Below are 25,073 nucleotides of genomic sequence, written 5' to 3'. Positions count from 1 at the left end.
TGTGCGCCGGACCATCGGTTGCCTAAGCTGGAGGCTCCAAAGCATCCGTCTCCGAGAAAGAACGCCATGAGCGAAAGAGTTTTCCTGGCCGGCGCCACCGGCGCCATCGGCTCGGCCCTGATCCCGCTGCTGCGCGAGGCCGGCTACGAAGTGCACGGCAGCACCCGCCAGCCCGAGCGCGCCGCGGCGCTCGAGGCCCAGGGCGTGAAGCCGGTGCTGGTCGACGTGTTCGATGCGCAAGCGCTGAAGGCCGCGCTGGTGCGCATCGCACCGCACGGCGTGATCCACCAGCTCACCGACCTGCCGCGCGGCCTCGATCCCGCACGCATGGCCGAGGCCACGGCGCGCAACGCCCGCGTGCGTACCGAAGGCACGCGCAACCTGGTCGAGGCCGCGCGCGCCGCGGGCGCGGTGCGCATTGTGGCCCAGAGCATCGCCTGGGCCTACGCGCCGGGCCCCAAGCCGCATGCGGAAGCGCAGCCGCTCGACACCGAGGCCGAAGGCGCGCGCCGCGTCAGCGTGGGCGGTGTGGTGGCGCTCGAGCAGGCCGTGCTTCACGCGCCGGGCATCACCGGCACCGTGCTGCGCTACGGCCAGCTCTACGGCCCGGGCACCGGCGCCGACGAGCCCAAGGGCACGAGCCCCGTGCACGTCGAAGCGGCCGCCTGGGCCGCGCTGCTGGCCTGGCGCCATTCGGCCGGTGGCGTCTTCAACATCACCGAGGACAACCCCGAGGTCGACAGCGGCAAGGCGCGGCGGCTGCTGGGCTGGACCCCGTCGATGCGCCTGGGCGCGGAGGCAAGATCGTGAGCATCGCGGCCCGCCCATCGTCGCGCGCGCCGCGGCATGCGGTCGCACTGTCGCTTGCGGCGCTCGCCCTCGGCGCGGCCGCATGGGCCCTGGTGCCGCATGCGGGCAGGCAGGCCACCGTCGCATGGCTCGACGACCTCTGCAGCAGCGTGACGCGCCCGATGTTCGCCTCGGCGCCCGCGCCCGAGGGCAGCGCCGCGCGGCCGCAGACGACCGTGCGGCCGCTGTCGTGCGAGCCGCTGCCGAACGTGTCGGGCAAGTCCATCACCACCGCCCTGGTCGAGTTCCCGCCGCTGGCCTACACCCCCGCGCACCGGCACCCGGGCTCCGTGCAGGCCGTGGTGGTCAGCGGCACGGTGCGCTCGCAGATGGCGGGTGGTCCCGCGGTCGACTACCAGGCCGGCCAGACCTGGTTCGAGCCGCCGCGCGCGCTGCACCTGTTCGCGGAGAACCCCGATCCGGTGAAGCCGGCGTCGCTGATCGCGACCTTCATCGCGGATTCGGATTGCGGGCCGTTGGTGTTGCCGCCTTGAGCGAACACCCGCTCGAGAAAAGTAATCGTCGTCAGCGCGTGCGGGCCTTCAAGGGGGCAATACAAAAACTTGTATAAAGTGCCTTGAAGGACCTCGCATCATGACCGGAGCCCGCCGCTTCGACAGCGTCTTCGACGCCATTGCAGGCACGCCCCAGGAGGCGGCCAGCATGCGCGCGCGTGCCGACCTGATGATGAGCCTGGCCGAAGTCATTCGGCAGCAGGGCATGACGCAAACCGAGGCGGCGCAGCTGTTCGGCGTGTCGCAGCCGCGCATCTCCGACCTGGTTCGGGGAAGGATCAACCTGTTCTCCCTGGACACCCTGATGGACATGGCCGCCACCGCCGGCATGGCGCCGGTGGTGAAGCTGTCCAGACCGAAGGGCCTGGCGCAAGCTCGCCGTCGCAAGGCGGCCGAGGCCGCATAGCGCGGGGAGTCGTCGGACCCGTTGCCGGGTGCGCCAAGTGGCGGCGCACCGACGTCTCAGCGCCTGCGCTCCCGCACCAGAATCACCACCCCCGAGATCAGGAAATACACCGCCCCCACCGCCGCATAGCCCGCCAGCGTCTGCGGAATCGGCGCATCGGTGCCCTGCCGCGAGATGAAGAGCCCGCCGGCCAGCGCGGACTGCGCGCCGCTGAGCATCATCACCCACTGGCCGCGTTCGGCCTTGCGGCGGCGAAGGGCCGTGGCCAGTTGCAGCAGGCCCGAGACGATGGCCCAGACGCCGAAGATCAGCAGCACGACCTGCCATCCGGCCACGAGCGAGGCCGCGACCGCGAGCGCGACCAGGGTGCTCATCCAGAGGTTGAGCATCTGCGTGGGGTTGGCCTGCGCGCCGCCGCTCATCCGGGCGTCCCACAGGTTGGCGAAGGCGTCCCAGGCGGGGTAGACGATCAGCAGCACGGTGGCCAGCGCGGGCGACTGCTTCGCGACGGTGAAGGCCAGTGCGACCCAGGCGAAGGAGAAGGCGGCGCGGGTGAAATAGAGCTTGCGCAGCCAGGCGGCGCGCGGGGATGGGTTTTGCAGGATGTCTGACATGAGGAAGGGGCGGTGGAGGCCGCGAGAGAGGAGGGGCCGCCCGTCGAGCGGTGGATGCCACGATTCTTCCGGGCCACCCCGGCCGCCGGTATCGGTCGAATGACCGACACGCGCAAAATGCGCCATGTCCGACGACACGACCATCCCCGTTTTCGACGCCGTCCGCGCGCTGGCCTTCATCGGCGACCTGAGCATGGGCCAGCCGATCGACCATTCGCTGCGCACGGCCTGGCTCGCGGGCCGGATCGCCGCGCAGGCCGGCTGCACCGCGCCGCAGATCGAGGCGGCGCGCCATGCCGCGCTGCTGCGCTGGTCGGGCTGCACGGCCAATGCGCAGGAGTTCGCCGACTTCCTCGACGACGACGTCGAAGGTCGCCGGGCCCTGCTCGCATCGTCGGCACCGCGCATGCGCCAGCCCCACGACAGCGCGCCGGTGCCCGGTGCCGTGCTCGCCATGGCCGAGATCCACTGCGAGATCGCGGGCGACATCGCCCACACGCTCGGGCTGAGCCACGACACCGAAGCCACGCTGCGCGCCGTGTTCGAGGCCTACGACGGCAGCGGCGTGCCGGGCCTGCTGCGCGGCGAGGCGGTGCCGTTCTCGACCTACGTGGTGGCATTGGCCAGCGACCTCGAGATCTTCGGCCGCCTGTACGGCATCGAGCAGGCGCTCGCGCTGGTGCGCGGCCGCGCGGACAGCCTCTATCCGGCCGCGCTGCTCGACGCCAGCGCGGCCGATCTCGCGGCCTGGATGCAGGCGCTCGATGCACCCGCCGCGCCATGGGCCGAGGCGGCGGAACAGCCGGACTCGATGCGCCGGCCCATGGGGCTGGAACTGGTCGGCGACGTGATCGACCTCAAGCTGCCGTGGATGACGGGCTACTCGCGCCGCGTGGCCAGCCTGGCGCGCGACTGCGGCGCGCGCATGGGGCTGGACGAAGCCGGCTGCGGCCGCGCCTACAAGGCGGGGCTGATCCATGGCATCGGACGCGCCTCGGTGCCCAATGCGATCTGGAACGCGCCCGGGCCGCTGCAGGCCTCGGCGCTGGAGCGCGTGCGGCTCGTGCCGTACTGGACCTCGCGTGCCGCCGGGCAGATCGACGGCCTCGCGGCCGAGGCGGAGATCGCGTCCTTCGCCTTCGAGCGGCGCGATGGCTCGGGCCATTTCCGTGGCCGCTCGGGTGCGGCCATGCCGCTGGAAGGGCAGGTCGTCGCCGCGGCCGAACAGTGGTGGTCGCACTGCACGCGGCGGCCGTGGCGCGATGCGCTGACGCGGGAACAGGCGGCCGAGCGCATGAAGGAGGACGCCGCGGCCGGCCGCTTCGACGCGGCCGTGGTCGAGGCGCTGTGCGCCAGCACGCTGCCGGGCGCGGTGCCGCCGAAGCCCGCGGCGCCGGCGCAGGACGATACGTCGCTGTCCCAGCGCGAGCTCGAGGTGCTGCGCTGCATCAGCCAGGGCGACAACACGAAGGAGGTGGCGCGCGCGCTGGGCATCAGTCCCAGCACGGTGCGCACGCACGTGGAGCGCGTGTTCCAGAAGCTCGGATGCACGACGCGCGCGGCCGCGACGCTGAAGGCGGCGACGCGGAGGCTGATCTAAGGCTGTTGACGCAGCCTCAGAGCATGACGTCGCCCCCGTTCGGCGACAAGGTCTGCCCCACGTAGAACGCACCCGCTTCCGACGCCAGCAGCAGCGCGGTCGGTGCGATCTCGCCCACCTCGCCGAACCGTCCGACCGGCAGCTGGCTCTTCTTGAACGCCAGCCATTGCTCGCTGTGATTGCGCAACAGGTCGGTGTCCACGGGACCCGGCGCGATGGCATTGACCAGCACGCCGCACGGGGCGCCCTCATAGGCCAGCGCACGCGTGAATCCGACGACGCCGGCCTTGGCCGCGCAGTAGTGGGCGAGGCCGGGCGCGCCCTTGTAGGCGAGCTGGGAGGCGACATTGATCACGCGTCCCCATTGGCGCGAGGTCATGCCCGCGAAGAAGGCCCGCGTCACCAGCATCGTGCCGCGCAGGTTCACGCCGACGGTCAGGTCCCAGTCGCGCTCGTCGGTCGACTCGAAGGGCCGGTCGCCGCCGCCGACGCCCGCGGAATTGACGACGATGTCGACCTGTCCGAGCCGCTGCATGGCCCATTCGGCGAACCGATCGACGGCAGCGGGGCTGGAGACATCGCATTCGGCGCAATGAAGCGCGTGTCCCCTGGCCGCCATCCGCTCGCGCAGCAGGCTGGCATTGGCTTCATCGTCCAGATGGCAGATGGCGACCTCGGCACCATGTTCGAGGAACAGCTCGGCGATGGCTCCGCCGATGCCGCGGCTGCCTCCGGTGACGACGGCCTTGCGGCCGGAAAGATCGAACGGGCTCTTCATGATTCGGCTCCCTGGGTTGCCGGCGCCGGATGCACGTGCCGCCAGTGCCTGGCGATGTCGATGCGCCGCGTCACCCAGACGTCGGGGAACTGGCTGATGTAGTCGAGGAAGCGCTCCAGGCCCGCGGCGCGCGCGGGATGGCCGACGAGCCTCATGTGCAGGCCGACGGACATCATCTTGGGCTGGGTCCGGCCCTCCTTGTAGAGCATGTCGAAGGCATCCTTGAGGAAGCCGTACCAGTCGTTGCCGGTGCTGACGCCGGCGGAAAACTGGCCGTCGTTGTTGGTCAGCGAGTAGGGGACCACCAGGTGCGGCTTGCCGTCGACCCGCGTCCAGAACGGCAGTTCGTCGCCGTAGTAGTCCGAGTCGTAGAGAAAGCCGCCTTCCTCGACCAGAAGCTGGCGCGTGTGGACGCTCGGTGCGTAGCGGCAGTACCAGCCCTGCGGGCGCTCGCCGATCGAATGGGTCAGGGACTCGACGGCGCGACGGATGTGCTCGCGCTCCTCGTCCTGCGACAACCGATAGTGCTGGATCCAGCGCCATCCATGCGAGCACACGTCGAAACCCGACGCCTTGATGGCATCGCAGGCCTCGGGGTTGCGTTCGAGCGCCAGCGCGCAACCGAAGATCGTGGCGGGGAGCGAACGCTCCTGCAGGAGCCGCATGACCCGCCAGAAACCCACCCGGCTTCCGTACTCGAAGAGCCCCTCGGCGGCGAGGTCTCGCCCCTCGAGGTTGGCCAGGCCGTGGCTTTCGGTGAACCAGGTCTCGGTGAGGCCTTCGCCGTCGTGGACCGAGGGCTCGGACCCTTCCTCGTAATTGAGGACGAAGTTGAGAGCGAGCCGGGCGCCGCCCGGCCACTTCGGATCGGGAGGATTGCGGCCATAGCCGACGAAGTCTCTTTGAAGGTGGTTCACGATCAGGCTTCTTTCAGGATCTTGGACAAATCGATGGTCGTCGGCTCGACGTCGACGAAGGTCTCGTCGCCTTCGGTCCCGTCGCACCACATGAAGATGGCATGCGTCGATCGCCGGTCGAGCACATGCAGGCCGAGGTGCCAGACGCCGGGGAGGAAGGTGATGCCCTGCGACGGACCGGCGATGAAGGCGAGCGCCTGCCGCATGTCGGGGCGGCCGCGCTCGTCGGGCGCCACGACCACCAGCCAGCGGCCGGCGCTCATGGGAATGAACGACTGGGACGAGTGCGGGTGGCATTCGAGGCTGCCGAACGCGAGACTGCTTTCGCGCACCGGATCGTTCGTGACCAGGGACAGCGAAGGGCTCGCGTGCGGTCGATGAGAAGCCAGTTCCGCGTCGAAGTAGTCCCGCCGCGGCAGGGCAGGCGCCTCGATGACGCGTCCGAAGGGCGCGAACCCGGCTTGGGAAAGGGCGCGCGGCTCGATCATGGCCGGCCACTCCGGCGTGCCTCGATCCACTCGGCGTACGAGCGGATGCCCTGTTCGAGCGAGACCCGGGGCTCGTAGCCGAGGTCGCGCCGTGCGGCCTCGATGCTGAACTTTTCCTGGAACTCGTCCACCGGGTCCGGCCCCTGTTGCAACACGATGTCGGCTTTCGGAAAGACACGGCGCACCAGTTGCGCGAGCTCGCCCAGCGTCACGCGCGTGTTGCCCGTGACGTTGTAGGTGGTCCTGGGCAGGGATTCGGCATCCAGCGCCTCGAGCAGGCCGTCCACGGCATCGTCGACATGGATGAACTGCCGCGGAAAGTCCGAGCCGAACGCCATGCGCGTGGGGCGCGCGGCGAGCGCGTCCTCGATCATGGTGCGGACCACGCAGTCCGTCGTCCTTCCGGGGCCGTACACCCACGAGAGGCGGATGCTCGCCGCCGACAGGCCGTACTGCCGCGCATAGGACGTCGTGATGTATTCGGACGCGACCTTGCTCGCGCCGTACAGGCTCGCGGGTCGTAGCAGGCAATCCTCCGTGACCGGCGCCGCCGATCGAACGACGCCATAGGCGCTGGTCGACGAGCAGTAGACGAAGCGCCGGGCCTCGTGAACGCGCGCCAACTCGAGCATGTTGGCGGTGCCGACGATGTTCACCTGCACCATCGAGTGCGGCGTATCGCGGGCCACCATGGGCCCGGAGAACGCCCCGCAATGGACGACAGAATCGATCCCCTCCCGCGTGAGCGCGTACATGCGGTGCACGTCGCCGAGATCGCAGCCGACGATCTCGATGCCGTCCTCGGTGACCGACGCGGTTCGGTCCAGCGCGATGAAGGCGCGTTGCCGGTCGGCCAGTCGGCGTGCGAGCTTGCGGCCGACCAGGCCCGCGGCGCCGGTGACCAGCACCGGCTTGGTGGTTTTTCGATCGAATGTCATGAGGCCTCGGCAGTCTCCAGGGTCATGGCCGGAACCGGCTCCTTCGCCTCGATGGGAAGCTCGGCCTCCAGCAGCTTGCGCGTGTAGGCCTCCTTCGGATGCGAGAAGATCTGTTCGGTCGGGCCTTGCTCGACGATCTTTCCGTGGCGCATCACGGCCACGTAGTGGGCCAGCGAGCGCACGGAATTCAGGTCGTGGGTGATGAACAGCGCGGACAGCCCCATGCGCTTTTGCAGGTCGCGCACCAGGTCGATGATCTGGGCGCGAACGCGGATGTCCAGCGCTGTCGTCGGTTCGTCGAAGATGACGAAATCGGGCCGCACGGCCAGTGCGCGCGCGATGCCGACGCGCTTCTGCTCGCCGGCCGTCAGTTCGTGCGGGTAGGCGTTCGCCTTTGCGCTGGCGATGCCGACCAGGTCGAGCAACTCCATCACGCGGGCGTCGCGCTCGGTTCGCGACAGGGCCTCCCCGAGCTTCAGCGGCTCCGCCACCAGTTCGCGCACGCGCCATCGGGGGTTCAAGGCGACGTAGGGCTCCTGGAACACCATCTGCATGCGCCGGCGCACCGTCCTGAAGGCCTTGTCCGAGAGCGCCAGCGTCTCCTGGCCATCGAAGCGGATCGAGCCGGCGTCGGATGCCAGCAGCCGGACGAGGCATTGGCCCATCGTCGTCTTGCCGGAACCGCTCTCGCCCACGAGGGCAAGGGTCTCGCCGCGGGCGATGGTCAGCGACACATGGTCCACGGCGCGCACCACGTCGGAGGAGCCGTCGACATGGAAGGTCTTGACCAGGTCCGTGACCTCGAGCAGGGGCTGCCCGCTCGACGGGCCCGCGCTCGTGGAAGCGTCCGGGACCATCGGAAGCGGACGCACCTTGGCTGCTTCGAGCAGCTCGCGGCTGTAGGGATGCCGCGGCCCCTGCGTGAGGAAGGAATGCACGCTCTCGAGTTCGAGCAGCTCGCCGGACTTCATGATGCCCACGCGGTCGCAGTACGCGGCGACCATGCCCAGGTCATGGGTGATGAGCACCACGGCGAGACCGAGTTCGCGGCCCTTCTGGACCAGCAGGTCGAGCACCTGCAGCTGGATCGTGGCATCCAGCCCCAGCGTGGCGTCGTCCGCGAGCAGAACCTTCGGTTGCGCGATCAATGCCATCGCGATGACGACCCGCTGCGCCATGCCGCCCGACAGCTCGTGCGGGTAGGCATGGGCGCGGCGCTCCGGATTGACGATGCCGACCTGCTCGAACAGGGCGATGGCCTCGCGCCAGGCTTGCGCCTTGTCGATGCCGCGGTGGGCGCGAAGCACGCGGGCGATCTGCTCTCCCACCTTGACGACGGGGTCGAGCAGCGACTTCGCGTTCGTGCCGATCAGGGCGACCTCGCCACCGCGGAGTCCGCGCTTCTGGGCCTGCGTCATCGTCGAGACGGCCTGGCCGCGAACGAGGACCTCGCCGTCGAGGATGCGGCCGTCGCCCGGCAGCATGTCGATGATGGCGCGCGCCAGCAGCGACTTTCCTGCTCCGGTTTCTCCGACGATGCCGAGGATCTCTCCCGGCCGCAAGCTGAAGCTCACGCCTCGCAGGGCGGGGGAGGCCTGTGCATCGGAGAAACCGACGCTGAGGTTGCGAACCTCGAGCAACGCGTCTGCGACCTGGTTCATGGAGCGCTCCTCGTCTGGGGATCGAACATCTGCTTGGCGGCATCGCCCAGCAGCGCGAATGTCAGCACGGAAAAGACGATGGCAAGGCCCGGGAAGAGCGCGACCCACCACACGCCGAGGATCATCTGCTGCGCGCCGTTGCTCACCATGAGCCCCCACTCGGGCGTGGGCATCCGCACGCCCGCGCCGACGAAGGACAGCCCCGCCGTCAGCAGGATCGCCATCCCGATGCTGATGGAGATCTGGACGATGGCCGGTGTCAGTGCGTTCGGGAGGATGTGCTGGAACATGATGGCGCCGTCGGTCGCGCCGCTGCAGCGCGCCGCGGCGATGAAGGGCCGGTCGCGTAGCGAAAGGACCTCGGCACGGATCAGGCGCGCGAACACCGGCGTGAAGAGCACGGCCAGGACGATGGCGACGTTCCATATCTCCTGGCCCATGACCGAGACCAGCACCATCCCCAGCACGAAGACGGGAAAGGACTGCACGAAGTCGAAGATGCGCATCGCGAAGGAGCTCGCCCAGCCCTTGTAGTAGCCGATGGCCAGCCCGATCGGCACCCCGATGACGAAGGCGATGGCCACCGCGGTCACGCTGATGAGCAGATTGATGCGCGTCGCGAAGATCACCCGGGAGAAGATGTCCATGCCGGACACGTCGGTGCCGAACAGGTGCGCGAAGGACGGCGACTTCAACGCATTGATCGGGTCGGCGTCGACCGGGGAATACGGGGCGATCCAGGGGGCGAACACGATCGCGAGGAACTGCATGGCCAGCAGAGAGAGTCCGATGGCCAGGGTCAGCTTCGCGCTGCGCCGATGGGCGGCTGCCATGATCTTCATACTTCGATCCTCGGATCGGCGATGCCGTAGAGAACGTCCACCACGGTGTAGACGATCAGGATGAATGCGGCGGCGACGAGCACGAAGCCCTGGAGCGCCGGATAGTCGCTGTTCATGACCGCGGAGACGGCGTACTGGCCGAGTCCGCCCCACGCGAAGATGGTTTCGACCAGGACGGCGGCTCCCAGCAGGAAGCCGAACAGGAAGCCGACCATCGTGATGATCGGCGGCAGGCTGTTGCGCAGTGCGCTCCTGATGAGCTGCCGCTCCGACAGGCCGCTCGCGCGCGCATGGCGGATGTATTCGCTGCGGTAGTTGTCGGCGAACACGATCTGGGTCATCTTCATCAGCGCCCCGGCATTCACGATCGCGAGGGTCAGCACCGGCAGGCACAGGCGCCCCACGGCCGACGCGAAGGCGGCCGTGTCGCCGGCCAGCAGGGTGTCGATCGTCAGGAAGCCGGTGACCGCGGGCGGCGCCGACATGATGGCGTCGATGCGTCCGAACGGCGCGGGCGCGATGCCGGCGACGTAGAACAGAAAGTAGATCAGCAGCAGGCCGACCCAGAAGTCCGGCACGGCGCCCGCGGCCAGGCCGTAGACCTTGCTGAAGCGGCTCACGAATCCCCTGGGCTTGACGACCGAGACGACCGCCAGCGACAGGCTGACGACGATGGTCAGCAGCATGGCGTAGGTGATCAGCTCCAGCGTGGCGGGAACGCGATCGAGCAGGTCCACCGCCACGGGATTGGCGGTGAACATGGACGTGCCCAGGTCGCCGTGCACCACGGTGGAGAGATAGCTCGTGAACTGCGACCACAGGCTGCCGTTCAGGCCCAGCCTTTCGCGCAGGTTGGCGATCTGCTCCGGCGTCGCCATGTTGCCGAGCATCAGCAGGGCCGGGTCGCCCGGCAGCAGCCGGATGAGCAGGAAGGTGGCCAGCAGCACGCCGAACATCTGTGGAATCAGAATGCTCAGCCTGGCCAGGACGATTCGAAGCGGTCGCGGTAGCGATCGCAGCGACGTGCGTAGCGTCATGTCTTTCCTTGTTGGATGGCTCGCGTGTGCCGGGGTGCCCGCGCAAGCCGCGGATCGCCCGGCACGGCGGGGTTCACTTCTTCGAGAAGTCGGACCAGTTGTTGCTGTTCGGCGTGTACCAGCTGTAGCCCGTCACATTGGCCCGCGTGGCGAGCTGGTAGCCCGGGTTCATGAGAAAGACCCACGGCGCCTGGTCCATCACGATCTGCTGGACGCGCTTCATGCCGGCTTCGCGCTTGGCTTCGTCGGTGCTCGACAGACCTTCGTTGATCAGCTTGTCGACTTCCGCGTTCTTGAACTTGGGATAGTTGATCAGCGATGCGCTGTTGAGCCACAGGTTGGCGACATAGGCGGCGTCGGGAACGATGGCCATGTCGCGGAAGAAATACATCGGGATGGTGCCCTTGGAGTAGCGCTCGACCAGCGTCGATGCGGGCAGCTTGACGAGCTCGGCCTCCACGCCGGCACGCGCGAAGGCGGTCTTCAGGATGACGGCGATCTCCTCCTCGATCTGGTCGCCGGTGCGGTAACCGAGTTGCGTCTTGAAGCCCGACGGCTGACCGGCCTCCTTGAGCAGGGCCTTGGCCTTCTCGACGTCCAGGGTGTACTTGAAGTACTGGTCGGTGTAGGACGGATAGATCTCGGAGATCGGGCTCTTGGTCGGCCGGGCCTTGCCGTAGTACACGGCCTTCAGGATGTCCTCGCGGGGAACCAGGTAGTTCAGCGCCTGGCGGACCTTGGGGTTGTCGAACGGCGGCGTGGTGTTGTTCATCTCCACGCGGTGGATGTAGTTGCCGAAGACCTGCCACACCTTCAGCTGGGGATTCTTCTCCAGCGTGGCGAGCTCGCGCGGCGAGAGCCATTCGGCCACGTCGACCGCGCCGGCCTGCAGTGCCGCCAGCCGGTTGGCGGAGGTGGGCATCTCGCGGAAGATCACTTTCTTGATCTGCGGCGCGCCACGGTAGTAGTTGGGGTTGGCCTCGTAGACCACCTCCTGGCCCGACTGGAACTTCGTGACCTGGTACGGCGCGAACGATGCCGAATGCGTCGCCAGCCAGCGCGATGCCCAGGCGTCGTCGGCGGTGGCGTTCTTCTTCGCCGCCGTCGCGTCGAGGATGCCGAGGTCGTTGTTGACCCAGATGCGCTCGATGAGCGGAGAGGTCTTCGGCAGCGTCACCTTGACCGACATGTCGTCGATCTTCTTGAACGCGTCCTCGTACTTGCTGATGCCGAGGATCTGGTTCATGTACCAGCGGAAGTTGGCGTTCTTGTTCCAGCCGCGCTCGAACGACCACATCACGTCGTCGGCGCGCAGCTCGTTGCCGGCCGCGCTCTTCACGCCCTTGCGCAGGAAGAAGGTGATGGAGGTCTTGTCCGCCGAGACCTCCCACCGTTCGGCGAGCGCACCGACGAGCTTGTCGAAGTTCTCGACCTTGACGCCGTCGACCGTCTTCGTGTCGTAGGCCAGCAGGCGCTCGTAGATGTTGCGCTTCGCTTCATGCGTCGCCTCGGTCGGCGGGTATTCCTGGTCGAGGGACTCGGGTGTCCGGGGACCGGCCACCACGAGGATCGATTTCGCATCCTGCGCGAACGCGGCGGGCACGAGGACCGCGCCGAGCAGCGATGCCGCGAAGAGAGCCCGGGCGGCAGGCCCTGCGAGCGATTGCACGACGTCGGTCTTGATGTTCATTGCTGGCTTTCCAAGTTTCTGAGGGTGGTTGAAATGAGAAGGGCGCACGGGTGGGCCGGGCCTCAGGCCGCGGCGAGATGAGCGGGCGGCAGGATCGACGGGCGACCGGCTGCGATGAAGCGGCCCTGGTTCCTCGGGCCGACGCAGGAGCTGCCGTCCCACAGCACTTCGCCGCGCAGCAGCGTGAAGGCCGGCCAGGCGCCGAGCCGCATGCCTTCGTAGGGGGTGTAGTCGACGGCGTGGTGCAGTGCGCTGTTGCGGATGGTGAGCTCGCGCTCGTCCCAGATCACCAGGTCCGCATCGGCGCCGATGCAGATGGCGCCCTTGCGCGGATGGATTCCGTAGGTCTTCGCGGGGCCGGTGGCGGTCAGTTCGACGAACTTCTCGAGGCTGATGCGGCCCTTCAGCACGCCCTCGGAATAGAGCAGGGGCATGCGCGTCTCGAGCCCGGGAATGCCGTTGGGGATGTGGCGGAAGGCCACCTCTTCGCCGTTCGGGTGCTTGCCGTCGGGGCCATCGAACTTGAAGGGCGCGTGGTCGGACGAGAACACGGTGAAGAGGCCGTCTCGCAGGCCGTTCCAGATGACTTCCTGGTTGGCCTTGTCGCGCGGCGGCGGGCTGCAGACGCACTTCGCACCGTGGTAGCTGTCGTCGATGCCCAGGTCTTCCGCGGTCAGGAAGAGGTACTGCGGGCAGGTCTCCGCAAAGATGTTCAATCCATGGGCGCGGCCCCAGCGGATCTGCTCGATGGCTTCCCGGCCCGAGACATGAACGATGAGGATCGGCACGTCCACGAGTTCGGCGAGCGCGATGGCGCGGTGCGTCGCTTCGCGCTCCACCAGCATGGGGCGCGAGTGCGCATGAAAGCGCGGCGCGCTGCGGCCCATGGCCTCGAGCCTCTGGGTGAGCCATTCGATGCAGTCCGAGTTCTCGGCATGCAGCATCGCGATCGCGCCATGGCGCTTCGCGACATCGAGCACGTCGAGGATCTGCCCGTCGTCGAGCTTCAGGTCGTCGTAGGTCATGTAGGCCTTGAACGACGTGTAGCCCTCGCGGATCAACGCGGGCAGCTCGGCACTCAGCACCTCGGGCGTCGGATCGCTGACGATGAGGTGGAACGCATAGTCGACATGGGCGATGCCGTCCGCGCGCCGGTGGTAGTCCTCGACGGCGGCGCGCAGGCTGCCGCCTTTTTGCTGTGCCGCGAACGGGATGACGGTGGTAGTGCCGCCGCAGACGGCGGAAAGGGTCCCGGTGTCGAAGTCGTCGGCCATCCTGACCGGCGGCGGCGAGGGCTGGTCCAGGTGGCAATGGGCGTCGACGCCGCCAGGGGTGACGACGCGGCCCTTCGCGTCGATCTCGCGGCTGCCTCGCGGAAGGTCCAGCCCCAGCTGGACGATCCGGCCGTCCTTGATGCCGATGTCGGTGTCGAACACGTCCGAAGCCGTCGCCGCGCGGGCGTTGCGGATCACTAGATCAAAAGGGGATGCACTCACTTGGGTTCTTTCGCACCAAAAATGTTCAACAAAATGAGCTTTCTTTGACTAATAACGGCTGCTGAATTGTGTTTGCAAAACATGTGCCATATTGTCTGCAAGATTGTTGACACAACTTTAGCCGGTTGTTGGACAGCAAAGAAGGGAGGGCAAACCCTCGAACGAGGTGCACGAGAAAGGGGGGCGGCTCGCAGGGCCCTGCTGGCGCTGCGGCTATGCTGGGCAGGCGTTTCCTCAGAGGAGGCGCGGTCTTCCGTGAGCCGGGGCCAGGCGCCCGCCGGCCCGCGGCACGGTGTTAGACTTTCTACAATCTTCTAAAAAATTGTTGGCACCTGAGCAGAACCGATGCCTGGAAACATGTCTACGCCTTCCACCGCCATCCCCGCGCCGCGCCGTGAGCGCGACAGCAGCGAAGAGATCTACGAAAAGATCTACGTCGCGATCCAGGAGCACCGGCTGCTGCCGGGGACCAAGCTGGCCGAAGAGCGCCTGGCCGAAATCTTCAAGGTGAGCCGGCCCCGCATACGGGAGGTGCTGACCCGGTTTGCCTACGAGCAGATCGTCGAGCTCATCCCGAACAAGGGGGCGTTCGTCGCCCGGCCGACGATCGAGCAGGCGCGCGATGTGTTCGAGGCCCGCCGCGTCATCGAGCCGGCGATCATGCGGCGGCTCGCGCAACGGGCCACGCCCGAGGTGGTCGACGCCTTGCTCGCGCATGTGGACCAGGAGATGGGCGCACGCACGCGTGGCGACAAGCGGGCCGTCATCCGCCTGTCGGGCGAGTTCCACAACCTGTGCGCCGACCTGGCCGGCAACACGACGCTCGCGCGCACGCAGCGCGAGCTGTCGACGCTGACCTGCCTGATCATCCTGGTGTACGACGCGCCCCCGGCGGAAAGCTGCCGGGCCGACGAGCATTCATTGATCGTGGAGGCGATCAAGTCGAAGGACGCGGAGCGCGCCGCGCAGCTGATGCTGCATCACCTCGACCACATCGAGAAGAGCGTGAACCTCAATCAGGAGCCTGAAGAGGTCAACCTCGAGGACATCTTCGGGGCCAGCTAGGCGACGGCCGCGACCCCCGGCCGCACCGGAATGCGCGCCACGAAGCTCGTGCCGTGCTCCGCCGTCGAGGTCACCTGCAGCGTGCCGCCGTGCGACTTCACGATCAGCGAGCAGATGTGCAGCCCCAGGCCCAGTCCGCCATGGCCGCGGCTCTCGGCGGGTCGCCAGTAGGGCTGGAAGATCTTCTGCAGGTTGCCGGGCGGAATGGGTTCGCCCTGGTTCTTCACGCTGAGCACGAACCAGCCGTCGCGCGTCCAGGCTGCCACGTCGATGGGGCTGTCGGGCGCGCCGTGCGAGACGGCATTGCCCAGCAGGTTCGACAGCACCTGCTGCAGGCGGCCGCGGCTGCCGTGCACGATGTCCGTCACGTGGATGTCGGCGGCGATGGTGCGCGCGGGATGCGCGGCGCGCATCTCGGCCACCACGTCGTCGAGCGCGAGGCCCAGGTCGGGAATCTGCTCGCGCGCGACGTCGAGGCCGTTGCCCATGCGCCCGCGCGCGAAGTCCATCACGTCCTCGATCAGCGAGGCCATCCGCTTCGTGGTGGCGCGGATGCGCAGGCCCGCGCGCGTGCTGTCGGGGTCGGCCGCGCGCCGGGCCAGCAGTTCGCCGATGGCGCTGAGCGAGGCCAGCGGATTGCGCAGGTCGTGGCCGAGCACGGCGATGAACTGGTCGCGCAGCTCGGCGGTGGCCTCGGCATCGAACAGGGCGACCTCGGTGGCGCTCTGCCGGTCCTCGAGTTCGAGCGTGTGGCCGATCAGGTCGGCGAAGCCCTGGAACATCGCGATGGTGCGGGCGTTGTCGACGCCGTGCGGCGTCGGGTCGATCGCGCAGAGGTTGCCGAAGTAGCTGCCGTCGCCCTTGACGATCGGCACCGAGATGTAGCTCTCGATGCTGTAGAGCCGCGGCGTGTGGTGCGTGCGGAAGACCGGGTGCGTGCTGGCGTGGTCGAAGGCGATGGGCTGGCGCGCCGCGCGCGACTCGACGCACAGCGTCGTGTGCAGCTCGAGCTGGCCGCCGGGCTTGAGGCCGAAGTTGATCCGGTCGAGCACCGCGCAGGCGGTCCAGCTGTCGCCATCGACGCGCGCGACGGCGGCGAAGCCCATGCCGGTCTGCTCGCAGATCAGCCGCAGCATCGAGGGCACCGCGCTGATCCGGCCGATGGCCTCGACGTCGCGCCGGATGTGGTCGGCCAGTTCCAGGGATTCCATTCGGGGGTCGTCCTGACTCGGGGTGACCGGAAGCATCCGGTCTGTCGTTCGATGATCGATGGGGCCCGTACGTCAGGCAAAAGGCCCTGTCCGCGGCCATTGTCGAGCAAGAAACGGAATGCGCCTATGGCAAAAGACACTGTGGCGGCGCAGCTTGCGCGCGCATGCGCCGGGGCGTCTCGTCACCCGGCCAGCGCCACGGCCTGGGCCACGAGCGCCATCATCGCCGTCGTCTGCGCCTGCAGCTCCCGGGGCCCGGGATCGGTGGCCGCGGTCGCGATGGCCAGCCGCAGCGCCGGTGCCACGAAGGCGAACTGGCCGCCATAGCCCCAGGCCCACGCGACCGGGGTGCCGTGAAGCCGCCCGGTGAACCACAGGTAGCCGTACGCGGTCGGCCCGATGGGCGGGATCGACCAGGCGCCCGGCGTCTGCGCGCGCGTGCTGTCCTCGATCCAGCGCGACGGCACGACGACCCGGTCGTTCCATCGGCCGCCGTCCGCGACCAGCCACGCCACCTTCGCGAGGTCGGCGGTGCGAAGGGACAGGCCCCGGTGCGCGAATGCACGCCCGGTCTTGTCGCGTTGCCACGCGGAGTGCGCGATCCCCAGCGCGTCGAACAGATCGCGCTGGGCCAGCGCGGCCAGGCCCAGGCCCTGAACGCGCTCGAGGATCGGGCTCAGCAGCGCGATGGCGGCATCGTTGTACGACCAATGGCCCGGTGGCTGGGCATCGGCCTCGAGGCCCATCGCATAGATCGCCGGGTCGGCGGAGATCGAGAGCGCGCGGGCTTGAAGCCGGTAGTCGTAGGCGAGTCCGGTCGTTCCCGAAAGAATCTGCCGCAGCGTCAGGCCGTTGGCGGCGGCGTTGGGAAACCGGGCGGCCAAGTCCGGCAGCAGCTCTGCCACGGTCTGCGAGAGGTCGCTCTTCAGCTTGCCCTGCGCCACGGCCTGGCCGACCAGCAGCGAGACGATGCTCTTGGTCGCCGAGTGGATGGGCAGCAGATCGTCGGGCGTGGTGCCCGCGTAGTGGCGCTCGCCGACGAGGCGGCCGTTGCGGACGACGACGAGGGCTCGAAGCGCGGGCACCAGGCTTCCCGTTTCGAACAGGCGATCGAGCGCGCCCGTCGGGAAGCCTTGCGTCTCGGGCCTGGCTTGGGCCCAGGCCGGTGAGGGCGCGAGGACCGTGGTCTGTGCCAGGGCCGCCGGCGCGCCGATGCCGGAAGCCAGCGCCGATGCACCGAGCACGAAGGCGCGTCTCGAGCCCATTCAAGGCTCCCGCGCGTCGGCCAGAGGCAGGCGATGGGCCAGGAAGAAGCGCAGCATCTCGCGGCTGGCATCGACGCCATCGGGTTGCGTGTAGCTGCCCGCCGCGCTGCCTCCGGACCAGGCATGGCCCGCGCCATGGAGCAGCCAGTGTTCGGCGTCGCCTTGGCCCGGCGATGCGGCATGGACGGTCCGCGTGTAGCGCCGGCCCGCCGCGGAACGGCCTTCGCTGACCGTTCCGGGCGTCGCGCCCGCGACGATCGCGCGTCCGTTGCCGGGATGCACCGTCGGGTCCGCGTCGCCGTGGAAGACGATGGTTGGCTGCGATCCCTTCGCCGCACCGGCGCGCGCCTCGGGTGCCCCGGTGCGCATGACATTCAACGCGCTCATCATGTCGTGCGCCGCGCCGTGCGGCAGCCCCGAATGCACGCCGACCGCGGCATAGAGATCGGGATAGCAATGGCCCAGCACGTCGGCCATGGCACCGCCGGCCGAGAGGCCCGCCACATAGACGCGCGAACGGTCCGCCTGCTGCTGCGCGACGATGTGTTCGGTCAGCGCGGCGAGCAGCGCGGGCTCTCCGCGTCCGCGTTGCTGGTGCTGGGTCTTGAACCAGTTCCAGCACTTCTGGCCATGGGCACGCTTCGCCTGCTCGGGGTAGAGCACGATGCAGCCGCGCTCGCGCGCGTGTTCGTTCATGCGCGTGCCCGCCGCGAAGTCCGCCGCGCCTTGGGTGCAGCCGTGGAGCATCAGCACCAGGGGCGGGGCGGCCGCCGGTTGCGCCGAGGCCGATGCGGGCACGAAGAGCATGTAGTCGACGCTGCGGCCCTGGTGCGTGAAGCTGCCCGGGGTCCATGCGTCGGCCGCTTTGGATTCGCGCGGTTCGGGCGTCTGCTCCACTTCGACCACACGCACCTGCGCTTCGATCACGTCGTCTTCCACCACCGCTTGAGATGTCGTGGTGGGCGCCTCGGCGGGCGACGTTCCGCCTCGCAATGCGCGTTGAATGAGCTGCGTGGCATCCGCGAGGCGGCCGTCGCGCGTGAGCCGGGCGGCGTCGCGCATCAGGCCCGAGAAGAGTGTGTTCATCGATGAGTCCGTTGGGTGCCGACCGGCAGGTCAGCGAATGCGGTCGGCCAGCGCGGTCTTGACGGCCGGCGACGCGTGGAGGGCACCGAGCACGGTGAGCGAGCCGATGGTGGCCTTGGCGAGCGCGGGGCTCACCTCGGGGGCGATGACGGCCAGGCCGAGCACGCGGATCTGCAGCGTCTCGCCGGCCGCGCGAACGGCCTCCAGGTCGGCCGCGGAAAAGCGCTGCAGGCCCAGCACCAGCATGTTGCGCGACACCGCCTGGCGCAGCGCGTCGGCATGCGTCGCGAGGTGCGTGCGTATCGCCGTGCGGATGAAGTCCGTGCGGTTCGAATAGAAGCCCTCGGCCACCAGCAGATCGACCTGCCCGAGGTCGACGAAGCCCATGTTGATGGTGATCTTCTCGGATTCGGGGGCGCGGGTGACGACGGGGGCGGGGCGGGTTTTGGTCGGCATGGGCCATCCTATCACCATCTGTGTGGATGGTGGATGGATGGCAAGTACTGTTACGCACTCCATTTCCGAATGCAGGGTCTTCGCTGCGAGGCCGGGGAAACGCGGCTTCGAGCCGTACGCCTTCCGCCATACCCTGTCCGGGAGAAGACGAGGCGCGTAGAGCTCGACAAGATTCCTTCTCGTGGCGATGGCGCAGGGCCGTTTGCGCTCGCGACCGCCTTGCCTCCCCTCGACACCCCAGCAGGAGCTCCATCGTGAACATGGCCACCCAGTTCGAGACCCTCGGAAGAAAGCAGCTCGCGATCCAGGACGGCATCCAGTTGCTGACGCAGGTACGCAGCGACCTCGCGCGCACGCGATCGGCGGCCGATGCGTGGGGGACGGTCGCCGTGTTGTCCAACGTCACGCTGATTCCGCTGAATGTGGTGCTCAATGCCTTCGAGCTGAAGAGCGCGAACACCATGTACCAGGTGCTCGTGCAGCAGCTGTACGCAAAGCTCGCCAGGAGCGGCACCCGCCTCGATGGCGCCTGGAAGCCCGTGCTGTCCCTGCTCAAGCAGGCGATCGTCGAGGAACTGGAGCGCAAGGCCCTCACGGCGTTCATTCCCGGCGTCAACATCCTCGTCGGGCTGTCGGAGGATTCGCTGGCCGCGTGGCAAGCCATCCGGCTGGTCGAGTCGGGAAACCGCGAGATCGCCGGGCACCTCGTCAAGCTCGACAGAACGATCGAGGAAGCGAAGCGCCAGCTGGTGGAATTCGGTATCCGCAGAGCGGAGATCCTCGGCCTGATGCAGAGTCAGGCGCACACCGCTTGAGGGACCAGGGCCGGTGACGAGAACGATGGCCGCCCGGCGCTCCGACGCCGCGCGGGCGGCCCGGGCGCATCAGGACAACAGCGGCACGAGATCGGGGTCCCCCTTCGCCATGGCCCGCCGATAGGCCGGCCGCTCGCCGATGCGCTGCAGGTAGGCGCGGATGCCCGGATACGGCGCCAGGTCGACCGGGATGAACAGGCGCATCGTCGTGAGCGAGAACACGTTCATGATGTCCGCGGCGCTGAAGTCCTCGCCCGCGAGCCAGGGCACCTCGGCGAGCCGGGCTTCCATCAGCGCCATCAGGCGCGCGAAGCGATCGCGCGTGGCCGCGAGCACCGGATGGTCCGACCCCGCGGTGGCCCGGCCCACGGTCATGAGCCGCAGCAGCGTGGGCTGCAGATTGCCGTTGGCGAAGTGGAACCAGTAGAGGAAGGCCGCGTAGTCGGGATGCTCGGGGCCGGGCTTCAGGCGCCCCGCGCCATGCCGGCCGATCAGGTACTCCACGATCGCGGCGGATTCGGCCAGCAGCAGGTCGCCGTCCTCGAGCACGGGCGCGGCACCCAGCGGATGCAGGGCAACCAGTTCGGGCGGCGAGAGGCGCGTCACCGGGTCGCGCGTGTAGTGCCGCAGTCGATAGGGCAGGCCGAGTTCTTCGCAGAGCCAGAGGATGCGTTCCGATTGCGAATGCCCGAGATGGTGGATCTTGATCATGGATGTTGCCTGGGTAGGGGAGTTTTCAGGGGCTGCGTTCGTGGCCGCGCACTGCGGTGGGCGCGAAGCCGAAGCGGTGGCGGAAGCGCACCGCGAAGCGCGAGGGAGATTCATAGCCGACCGCGAGCGCGACCTCGGTGACCGGCCGGTTCGTGGCCTGCAGCAGGGTGAGCGCGGTCGCCATCCTGGCGTCGGTCAGCAGCTGCGTGAGCGATGTGCCCTCGGCCGCGAGGCGCCGGCGCAGGCTGGCCTGCGATCGCGCCAGCTCGCGCGCCACGCGGTCGGCCGGCCATGCATCGGCCAGGCGTCCGGCGATCAGCGCACGCACGCGGGTCGAGACATCGGGACGCACCGCCGGGTTGCGCAGGACCACGCCATGCTCGAGCAGCCAGTGCATGGTTTCCAGCAGCCGTAGCCGCGCGATGGCATCGGGAATGGCGGCGCTGCACAGGCCGAGCCGCGCGGATTCGAAGGCGTGTGCCAGCGCCTGCGAGGGCTGCGCCAGCAGCCGTGCGGGAGCCGGCGCCACGCCGCGGGCCTCCTGCTCGGCGGCGCGGGCGCGATAGCCGGGGTCCTCCAGCAGCGCGTTGTCGAACACCAGCCAGCGCGCCTCGTAGTGCGCGCCCTCGGTGATCTCGTTGTGGAAGTCGACCGTCTGCTGCCCCGCGAGCACCAGTGCCTGGCCCGGCAGCGCGCGCACGGCCTTCTCCTGCGCCGCGTGCACGGTCTTAATGCCGCGGGCCACGAACACGAGCGCGGGTTGCTCGACGCGCATGCGCAGGACCGCGAGCCCGCGCCCCTGCACCACCTGTGCCGCGATGCCGATGCCCGCGCGCGCATGCAGCGCCCGGGCCAGCGGCGCGCCGTCGGCGGCGGGGGGAAGGACGGGGACCGAAGCGCGAAGACCTGCTGGCATGCAGGCAGTCTAGGCCCGTGCGCGCGGCCGGTCGGTGCCGCGGCGCTCGACTTCGGTGCCGATCCGATCAGTCGATCCTGATGTCGAGCCGGCGCACGGTGTCGCCCCATTGCTGTCCGTCGCGGCGGACGATCTCCGCGAACTCCGCGGGCGTGGTCGCGGCGGGCTCGAAGTTCTGCCCGCTGATCCAGCCGTTGAGCGGCTGGCTCGCCACCGCGTTGCGGATCGCGGTGTTCAAGGTCGCGATCACCGCGGCGGGCGTCTTCTTCGGCGCCGAGATGCCGTACCAGCCCCCGAGCTTGAAGCCCGGATAGCCCGACTCCGCCAGCGTGGGCACGTCGGGCAGGGCCGGCACGCGCTGCGCGTTGGTGATCACGAGCGCGCGCACCTTGCCCGACTGGATGAACGGGAAGCCGCTCGCGAGGTCGGTGAACATGGCGTCGATCTGGTTGGCCATCAGGTCGTTGACGGCCGGCGCGGCGCCCTTGTAGGGCACGTGTGTGAGGTCCACGTGCGTCAGGTCCTTGAAGATCTCGGTGGCCAGCTGCACCGGCGTGCCCGTGCCCGCCGAGCCGTAGTTCATCTTGCCGGGCCGAGCGCGCGCGGCCTCGACGAAGTCCTTCACGCTGCGGATCGGCGAGGCCGAATTGACCAGCAGCACGAAGGTGAAGCGCGCGACCAGGCCCACGGGCTCGAAGTCCTTCACCGGGTCGTAGGGCAGCTTGCGGAACAGGCTCGGGTTGATCGCGAGCGCGGTGGGATCGCTGATCAGCAGCGTGTAGCCGTCGCCGGCCGCGTTCGCCACGCTCTGCGCCGCGATCACGCTGTTGCCGCCGGGCTTGTTGTCGACGATGACCTGCTGCTTGAGCGAGTTCGTCAGCTGGACGCCCAGCTGGCGGGCGATCGAGTCGGCGGAACCGCCCGGTGGATAGGGCACGACGATGCGGATCGGCTTGTCCGGAAAGCCCTGCGCGCCCGCCGAGGCCGCGATCGCGGCGAAGCCGAACGCCGCGAGGGTGGCGCGTGCCAGTTGGACGAGGTTCATGGATAGGTCTCCTTGTGGTTTGAAAGAAAAAAAAGGAACAGGCGTCCCCGCGCGCCGCCGGCGGGCGGCGCGTGTCGGGGCGAAAAGGTGGCAGGGCGCCCGACGGGCGCCGGCGCGTCAGTCGATCGGCGCCATGTGCAGGCAGACGGTGTCGGGGTCCGCGTTCATCGCGGGATAGCGCCGCAGCACCTCGGGGTCATGGCCGGGCACCACGTGGCGCGGCGAATCGGCCATCGCGCGCAGGCGCTGCTGGCCCGCGAGCATCTGCTCCATGTCCTGGACGATCGGGAACGGCCGTCCGTCCTCGTGGTTCTCGTAGTAGTGGCTCGCATCCGAGGCCAGCACGACCCAGCCGCGCGCCGTGCGCACGCGCACCGACTGCAGCCCGCGCGTGTGGCCGCCGATGAGCAGGAGCTCGACGCCCGGCGCCAGCTGGTCGTCGCCGTCGTGGAACACCACGCGCTCCGCGTAGACCTTGCGCAGCAGCTCGGCCACGTCCTCCACGGAATAGGCATGGCGCATCGGCGCGAAGCACATGCAGCGCCCGGTCGCGTAGCTCATCTCCGCGTCCTGCAGGTGGAACCTCGCGACGGGCAGCTTGGCGAGGTTGCCTGCATGGTCGAAATGCAGGTGCGTGAGCACGACGTCGGTGACGGTGTCGGGATCGACGTCCAGCGTCCGGAGCGCGTCGATCGGGCAGCGGTAGCGGTCGAGCACGCGCTTGCGCGCGCGGGCGGTCTCGGCCGTGAAGCCGGTGTCGACCAGGATCGTGCGCTTGGCCGAGCGCAGCAGCCACACGTAGAAGTCCATCGCCATGGGGCCGTCGTGCACGTCCATGCCGATGAAGTTGTCGATGCGCCGGCGCTGCACGCCTGCATAGCGCAGCGCGAACACTTCGTAGATGTCGTCGCTGGAATCGGTGGGGGTCGGGGTCGTCACGTTGGGCTTCAGAAGTTGAGGGCCAGGCCGGGCGCGGGCCAGTCCATGCGCACCAGGGTGCCGGTGAACGACTGCGTGATCCATGCGGTGCGCAGCTCGGGGCCGGCGAAGCAGAGGTTGGTGGTCTGCGGATCGGGCAGCTGCACCCGCCGCAGCACCTCGCCCTCGGGCGACACCACGGTGACCTGCCCCGTGACCAGCGTGGCCACGCAGATGTTTCCGCCGGCCTCCACGGCCAGGCTGTCGAAGCGCTGGTAGCCGGCGAGGCCGACGACGAGCCGCCCGCCATGCGGTGCCGGCGAGTCCTCGTGGCGCGCCAGGACGCCCGGTGCGTCGATGCCGAAGGACCAGAGCCTGGAGGTCTCGGTCTCCGCGACGTAGAGGGTCCGCTGGTCGGGCGAGAGGCCGATGCCGTTCGGATTCAGGATCCGCTCGACCACCTCGACGATGCGCGTGCCGTCGGGATGCGCGTAATAGACGCAGCCGATGTCGCGGTCGCGCTCGCGCGTCTTGCCGAAGTCGGTGAAGTAGAAGCCTCCCGCGCGGTCGAACACCAGGTCGTTCGGGCCGCACAGGCGCACATCGCCGCAGTGCGTGTAGAGCGTGCGCACCTCGCCCGTGGCGGGATCGACCCGCTGGATGCTGCCGCCGGCGTAGTCGTCGGGCGTGCCGTGCAGCGGGCGCAGCCATTCGCCGTCCCTGTGCGGCGGCCAGCGCATGCCGCCGTTGTTGCACACGTAGAGCGCGCCGTCGGGGCCCAGGGCCATGCCGTTGGGGCCGCCGCCCGTGTGCGCGATCACCGACACGGTGCCGTCGGCATCCACCCGCGAGACGGTGCCGCGCGCGATCTCGCACACGGCGATGCCCCCGTCCGGCAAGGCCACGGGGCCTTCGGGAAACAGCAGCCCGCTGGCAACGATGGAATGCGTCATCAGTAGCCCAGCCCCGCCTGCGAGGGCAGGCGGCCGCCCGCGGCCGACGCCTGCTGGAAGGCGCGGGTGATGAGGCTGGTGGTGACGCTCGCGAAGTAGCGCGCGCCCCAGGCGCCGTACTTGTCCTCGTCCTCGGGCGTGAGGGCGAGGACGCCCGCGCATTTGCCCGCGCCGCTCACGGCACGCAGCGCCTGCTCGATCTTGGCTTCCACCTCGGGCGCCTTCCAGTCGTTGCCGAAGCCCATGGCATGCGACAGGTCGTTGGGGCCTACGAACACGGCATCCACGCCGTCGACGGCCGCGATCTCGGCGGCCTGCTCCACGGCCTCGGGCGTCTCGACCATCACGATCAGCGCGATGCCCTCGTTGCTGCGCGTGGTGTGCGCGGCGCCCGGGAAGGCCCCGTAGCCGGCCGCGCGCGGGCTGAAGGCGCTGCCGCGCCGGCCCACGCCCGGATAGCGCACCTGCTGCACCAGGTCGCGCGCCTCCTCGGCGCAGCCGACCATGGGAATCTGCACGCCGCCCGCGCCCATGTCGAGCACGCGCGAGATGTCGTGGCGCAGGCAGCGCACGGCCGTGGCGATGCCGCTGGCCCGCGCGGCGCGCAGCATGTGCTCGGTGGTCTCGAGGTTGGCGCTGCCGTGCTCGTTGTCGAGGATGACGAAGTCGAAGCCGGCGTAGCCGCCCATCTCGACGATGGCGGGGCTCGGCAGCGCGTTGAAGACGCCGCGCAGGCGCTTGCCGCTGCGCAGCATCTGGGGCAGGCGGTTGTCGAGCGGATGGTGGTCCATGGGAGCAATC

Annotated in this window: 26 protein-coding genes; 6 read left to right on the top strand and 20 right to left on the bottom strand. The window is 69.0% G+C overall.

The window, feature by feature from the left end; translation table 11 throughout:
- Nucleotides 1-66: 66 nt before the first annotated feature.
- From R0232_RS39305 to R0232_RS39295, 3 genes are all read left to right on the top strand, one after another.
- Entirely contained in the window at nucleotides 67-810 is a 744-nt protein-coding gene (locus R0232_RS39305) for an NAD-dependent epimerase/dehydratase family protein (protein ID WP_431514549.1), read from the top strand.
- Entirely contained in the window at nucleotides 807-1,343 is a 537-nt protein-coding gene (locus R0232_RS39300) for a cupin domain-containing protein (protein ID WP_431514548.1), read from the top strand. Before R0232_RS39305 ends, R0232_RS39300 begins: the two co-directional genes overlap by 4 nt.
- A gap of 100 nt (nucleotides 1,344-1,443) precedes the next feature.
- Nucleotides 1,444-1,770 (top strand): helix-turn-helix domain-containing protein, encoded by a 327-nt coding sequence (locus R0232_RS39295; protein ID WP_431514547.1) that lies wholly within the window; start codon nucleotides 1,444-1,446, stop codon nucleotides 1,768-1,770.
- A gap of 56 nt (nucleotides 1,771-1,826) precedes the next feature.
- Here the strand turns inward: R0232_RS39295 and R0232_RS39290 are convergent, their stop codons facing one another.
- Complete coding sequence (locus tag R0232_RS39290) at nucleotides 1,827-2,384, bottom strand: DUF308 domain-containing protein (RefSeq protein WP_431514546.1); 558 nt, start codon at nucleotides 2,382-2,384, stop codon at nucleotides 1,827-1,829.
- A 124-nt stretch (nucleotides 2,385-2,508) separates the two neighbouring features.
- On the opposite strand from R0232_RS39290, the gene R0232_RS39285 reads away from it, so the two are divergent.
- Complete coding sequence (locus R0232_RS39285; protein WP_431514545.1) at nucleotides 2,509-3,984, top strand: HD domain-containing phosphohydrolase; 1,476 nt, start codon at nucleotides 2,509-2,511, stop codon at nucleotides 3,982-3,984.
- Between the two features lie 16 nt (nucleotides 3,985-4,000).
- Here R0232_RS39285 and R0232_RS39280 read toward each other — a convergent pair whose 3' ends face one another.
- From R0232_RS39280 to hydA, 9 genes are all read right to left on the bottom strand, one after another.
- Nucleotides 4,001-4,762: an SDR family NAD(P)-dependent oxidoreductase gene (locus R0232_RS39280; RefSeq protein WP_431514544.1), complete on the bottom strand. Its 762-nt coding sequence runs from the start codon at nucleotides 4,760-4,762 to the stop codon at nucleotides 4,001-4,003.
- Entirely contained in the window at nucleotides 4,759-5,685 is a 927-nt protein-coding gene (locus tag R0232_RS39275) for an allantoinase PuuE (protein WP_431514651.1), read from the bottom strand. Before R0232_RS39275 ends, R0232_RS39280 begins: the two co-directional genes overlap by 4 nt.
- Complete coding sequence (locus tag R0232_RS39270) at nucleotides 5,682-6,167, bottom strand: ureidoglycolate lyase (RefSeq protein WP_431514543.1); 486 nt, start codon at nucleotides 6,165-6,167, stop codon at nucleotides 5,682-5,684. Before R0232_RS39270 ends, R0232_RS39275 begins: the two co-directional genes overlap by 4 nt.
- Nucleotides 6,164-7,105 (bottom strand): NAD-dependent epimerase/dehydratase family protein, encoded by a 942-nt coding sequence (locus R0232_RS39265; protein ID WP_431514542.1) that lies wholly within the window; start codon nucleotides 7,103-7,105, stop codon nucleotides 6,164-6,166. Before R0232_RS39265 ends, R0232_RS39270 begins: the two co-directional genes overlap by 4 nt.
- Nucleotides 7,102-8,766: an ATP-binding cassette domain-containing protein gene (locus R0232_RS39260; protein ID WP_431514541.1), complete on the bottom strand. Its 1,665-nt coding sequence runs from the start codon at nucleotides 8,764-8,766 to the stop codon at nucleotides 7,102-7,104. The genes R0232_RS39265 and R0232_RS39260 overlap by 4 nt, the downstream gene beginning before the upstream one ends.
- A complete protein-coding gene (locus R0232_RS39255; protein ID WP_431514540.1) occupies nucleotides 8,763-9,608 on the bottom strand; it encodes an ABC transporter permease in 846 nt (281 codons plus the stop codon). Before R0232_RS39255 ends, R0232_RS39260 begins: the two co-directional genes overlap by 4 nt.
- A complete protein-coding gene (locus R0232_RS39250) occupies nucleotides 9,605-10,645 on the bottom strand; it encodes an ABC transporter permease (RefSeq protein WP_431514539.1) in 1,041 nt (346 codons plus the stop codon). Before R0232_RS39250 ends, R0232_RS39255 begins: the two co-directional genes overlap by 4 nt.
- A gap of 73 nt (nucleotides 10,646-10,718) precedes the next feature.
- Entirely contained in the window at nucleotides 10,719-12,335 is a 1,617-nt protein-coding gene (locus R0232_RS39245; protein WP_431514538.1) for an ABC transporter substrate-binding protein, read from the bottom strand.
- A gap of 62 nt (nucleotides 12,336-12,397) precedes the next feature.
- The gene (gene hydA / locus R0232_RS39240) at nucleotides 12,398-13,831 is read right to left on the bottom strand and encodes a dihydropyrimidinase (protein WP_431514537.1); all 1,434 of its coding nucleotides are present in this window, start codon (nucleotides 13,829-13,831) and stop codon (nucleotides 12,398-12,400) included.
- 357 nt (nucleotides 13,832-14,188) lie between these two features.
- Here hydA and R0232_RS39235 point away from each other — a divergent pair, with 357 nt between their 5' ends.
- Entirely contained in the window at nucleotides 14,189-14,896 is a 708-nt protein-coding gene (locus tag R0232_RS39235) for a GntR family transcriptional regulator (protein WP_431514536.1), read from the top strand.
- Here the strand turns inward: R0232_RS39235 and R0232_RS39230 are convergent.
- From R0232_RS39230 to R0232_RS39215, 4 genes are all read right to left on the bottom strand, one after another.
- Nucleotides 14,893-16,107 (bottom strand): GAF domain-containing sensor histidine kinase, encoded by a 1,215-nt coding sequence (locus R0232_RS39230; RefSeq protein ID WP_431514535.1) that lies wholly within the window; start codon nucleotides 16,105-16,107, stop codon nucleotides 14,893-14,895. The genes R0232_RS39235 and R0232_RS39230 overlap by 4 nt on opposite strands.
- Nucleotides 16,108-16,289: 182 nt before the next feature.
- Nucleotides 16,290-17,372: a serine hydrolase domain-containing protein gene (locus R0232_RS39225; protein WP_431514534.1), complete on the bottom strand. Its 1,083-nt coding sequence runs from the start codon at nucleotides 17,370-17,372 to the stop codon at nucleotides 16,290-16,292.
- The gene (locus R0232_RS39220; RefSeq protein ID WP_431514533.1) at nucleotides 17,373-18,458 is read right to left on the bottom strand and encodes an extracellular catalytic domain type 1 short-chain-length polyhydroxyalkanoate depolymerase; all 1,086 of its coding nucleotides are present in this window, start codon (nucleotides 18,456-18,458) and stop codon (nucleotides 17,373-17,375) included.
- A gap of 30 nt (nucleotides 18,459-18,488) precedes the next feature.
- Nucleotides 18,489-18,914 carry a CopG family transcriptional regulator gene (locus R0232_RS39215; RefSeq protein WP_431514532.1) on the bottom strand — a complete coding sequence of 142 codons (426 nt, stop codon included), beginning with the start codon at nucleotides 18,912-18,914 and terminating at the stop codon, nucleotides 18,489-18,491.
- A gap of 254 nt (nucleotides 18,915-19,168) precedes the next feature.
- Here R0232_RS39215 and R0232_RS39210 point away from each other — a divergent pair, with 254 nt between their 5' ends.
- Entirely contained in the window at nucleotides 19,169-19,729 is a 561-nt protein-coding gene (locus R0232_RS39210) for a hypothetical protein (RefSeq protein WP_431514531.1), read from the top strand.
- A 69-nt stretch (nucleotides 19,730-19,798) separates the two neighbouring features.
- Here the strand turns inward: R0232_RS39210 and R0232_RS39205 are convergent, their stop codons facing one another.
- The 6 genes from R0232_RS39205 to R0232_RS39180 form a co-directional block, all read right to left on the bottom strand.
- Nucleotides 19,799-20,440 (bottom strand): glutathione S-transferase family protein, encoded by a 642-nt coding sequence (locus tag R0232_RS39205; protein ID WP_431514530.1) that lies wholly within the window; start codon nucleotides 20,438-20,440, stop codon nucleotides 19,799-19,801.
- Between the two features lie 25 nt (nucleotides 20,441-20,465).
- The gene (locus R0232_RS39200) at nucleotides 20,466-21,356 is read right to left on the bottom strand and encodes a helix-turn-helix transcriptional regulator (RefSeq protein WP_431514529.1); all 891 of its coding nucleotides are present in this window, start codon (nucleotides 21,354-21,356) and stop codon (nucleotides 20,466-20,468) included.
- A gap of 67 nt (nucleotides 21,357-21,423) precedes the next feature.
- Complete coding sequence (locus R0232_RS39195; RefSeq protein ID WP_431514528.1) at nucleotides 21,424-22,401, bottom strand: Bug family tripartite tricarboxylate transporter substrate binding protein; 978 nt, start codon at nucleotides 22,399-22,401, stop codon at nucleotides 21,424-21,426.
- A gap of 117 nt (nucleotides 22,402-22,518) precedes the next feature.
- Complete coding sequence (locus R0232_RS39190; protein WP_431514527.1) at nucleotides 22,519-23,340, bottom strand: N-acyl homoserine lactonase family protein; 822 nt, start codon at nucleotides 23,338-23,340, stop codon at nucleotides 22,519-22,521.
- Nucleotides 23,341-23,348: 8 nt separating this feature from the next.
- Nucleotides 23,349-24,272: an SMP-30/gluconolactonase/LRE family protein gene (locus R0232_RS39185; protein WP_431514526.1), complete on the bottom strand. Its 924-nt coding sequence runs from the start codon at nucleotides 24,270-24,272 to the stop codon at nucleotides 23,349-23,351.
- A complete protein-coding gene (locus R0232_RS39180; protein WP_431514525.1) occupies nucleotides 24,272-25,063 on the bottom strand; it encodes an HpcH/HpaI aldolase family protein in 792 nt (263 codons plus the stop codon). The genes R0232_RS39185 and R0232_RS39180 overlap by 1 nt, the downstream gene beginning before the upstream one ends.
- Between the last annotated feature and the right edge of the window lie 10 nt (nucleotides 25,064-25,073).

Origin of the sequence: Variovorax sp. DAIF25, from assembly GCF_050711835.1 — a bacterium.
GTDB lineage: Bacteria > Pseudomonadota > Gammaproteobacteria > Burkholderiales > Burkholderiaceae_C > Variovorax.
This window is presented reverse-complemented; position numbering and strand designations above follow the sequence as displayed.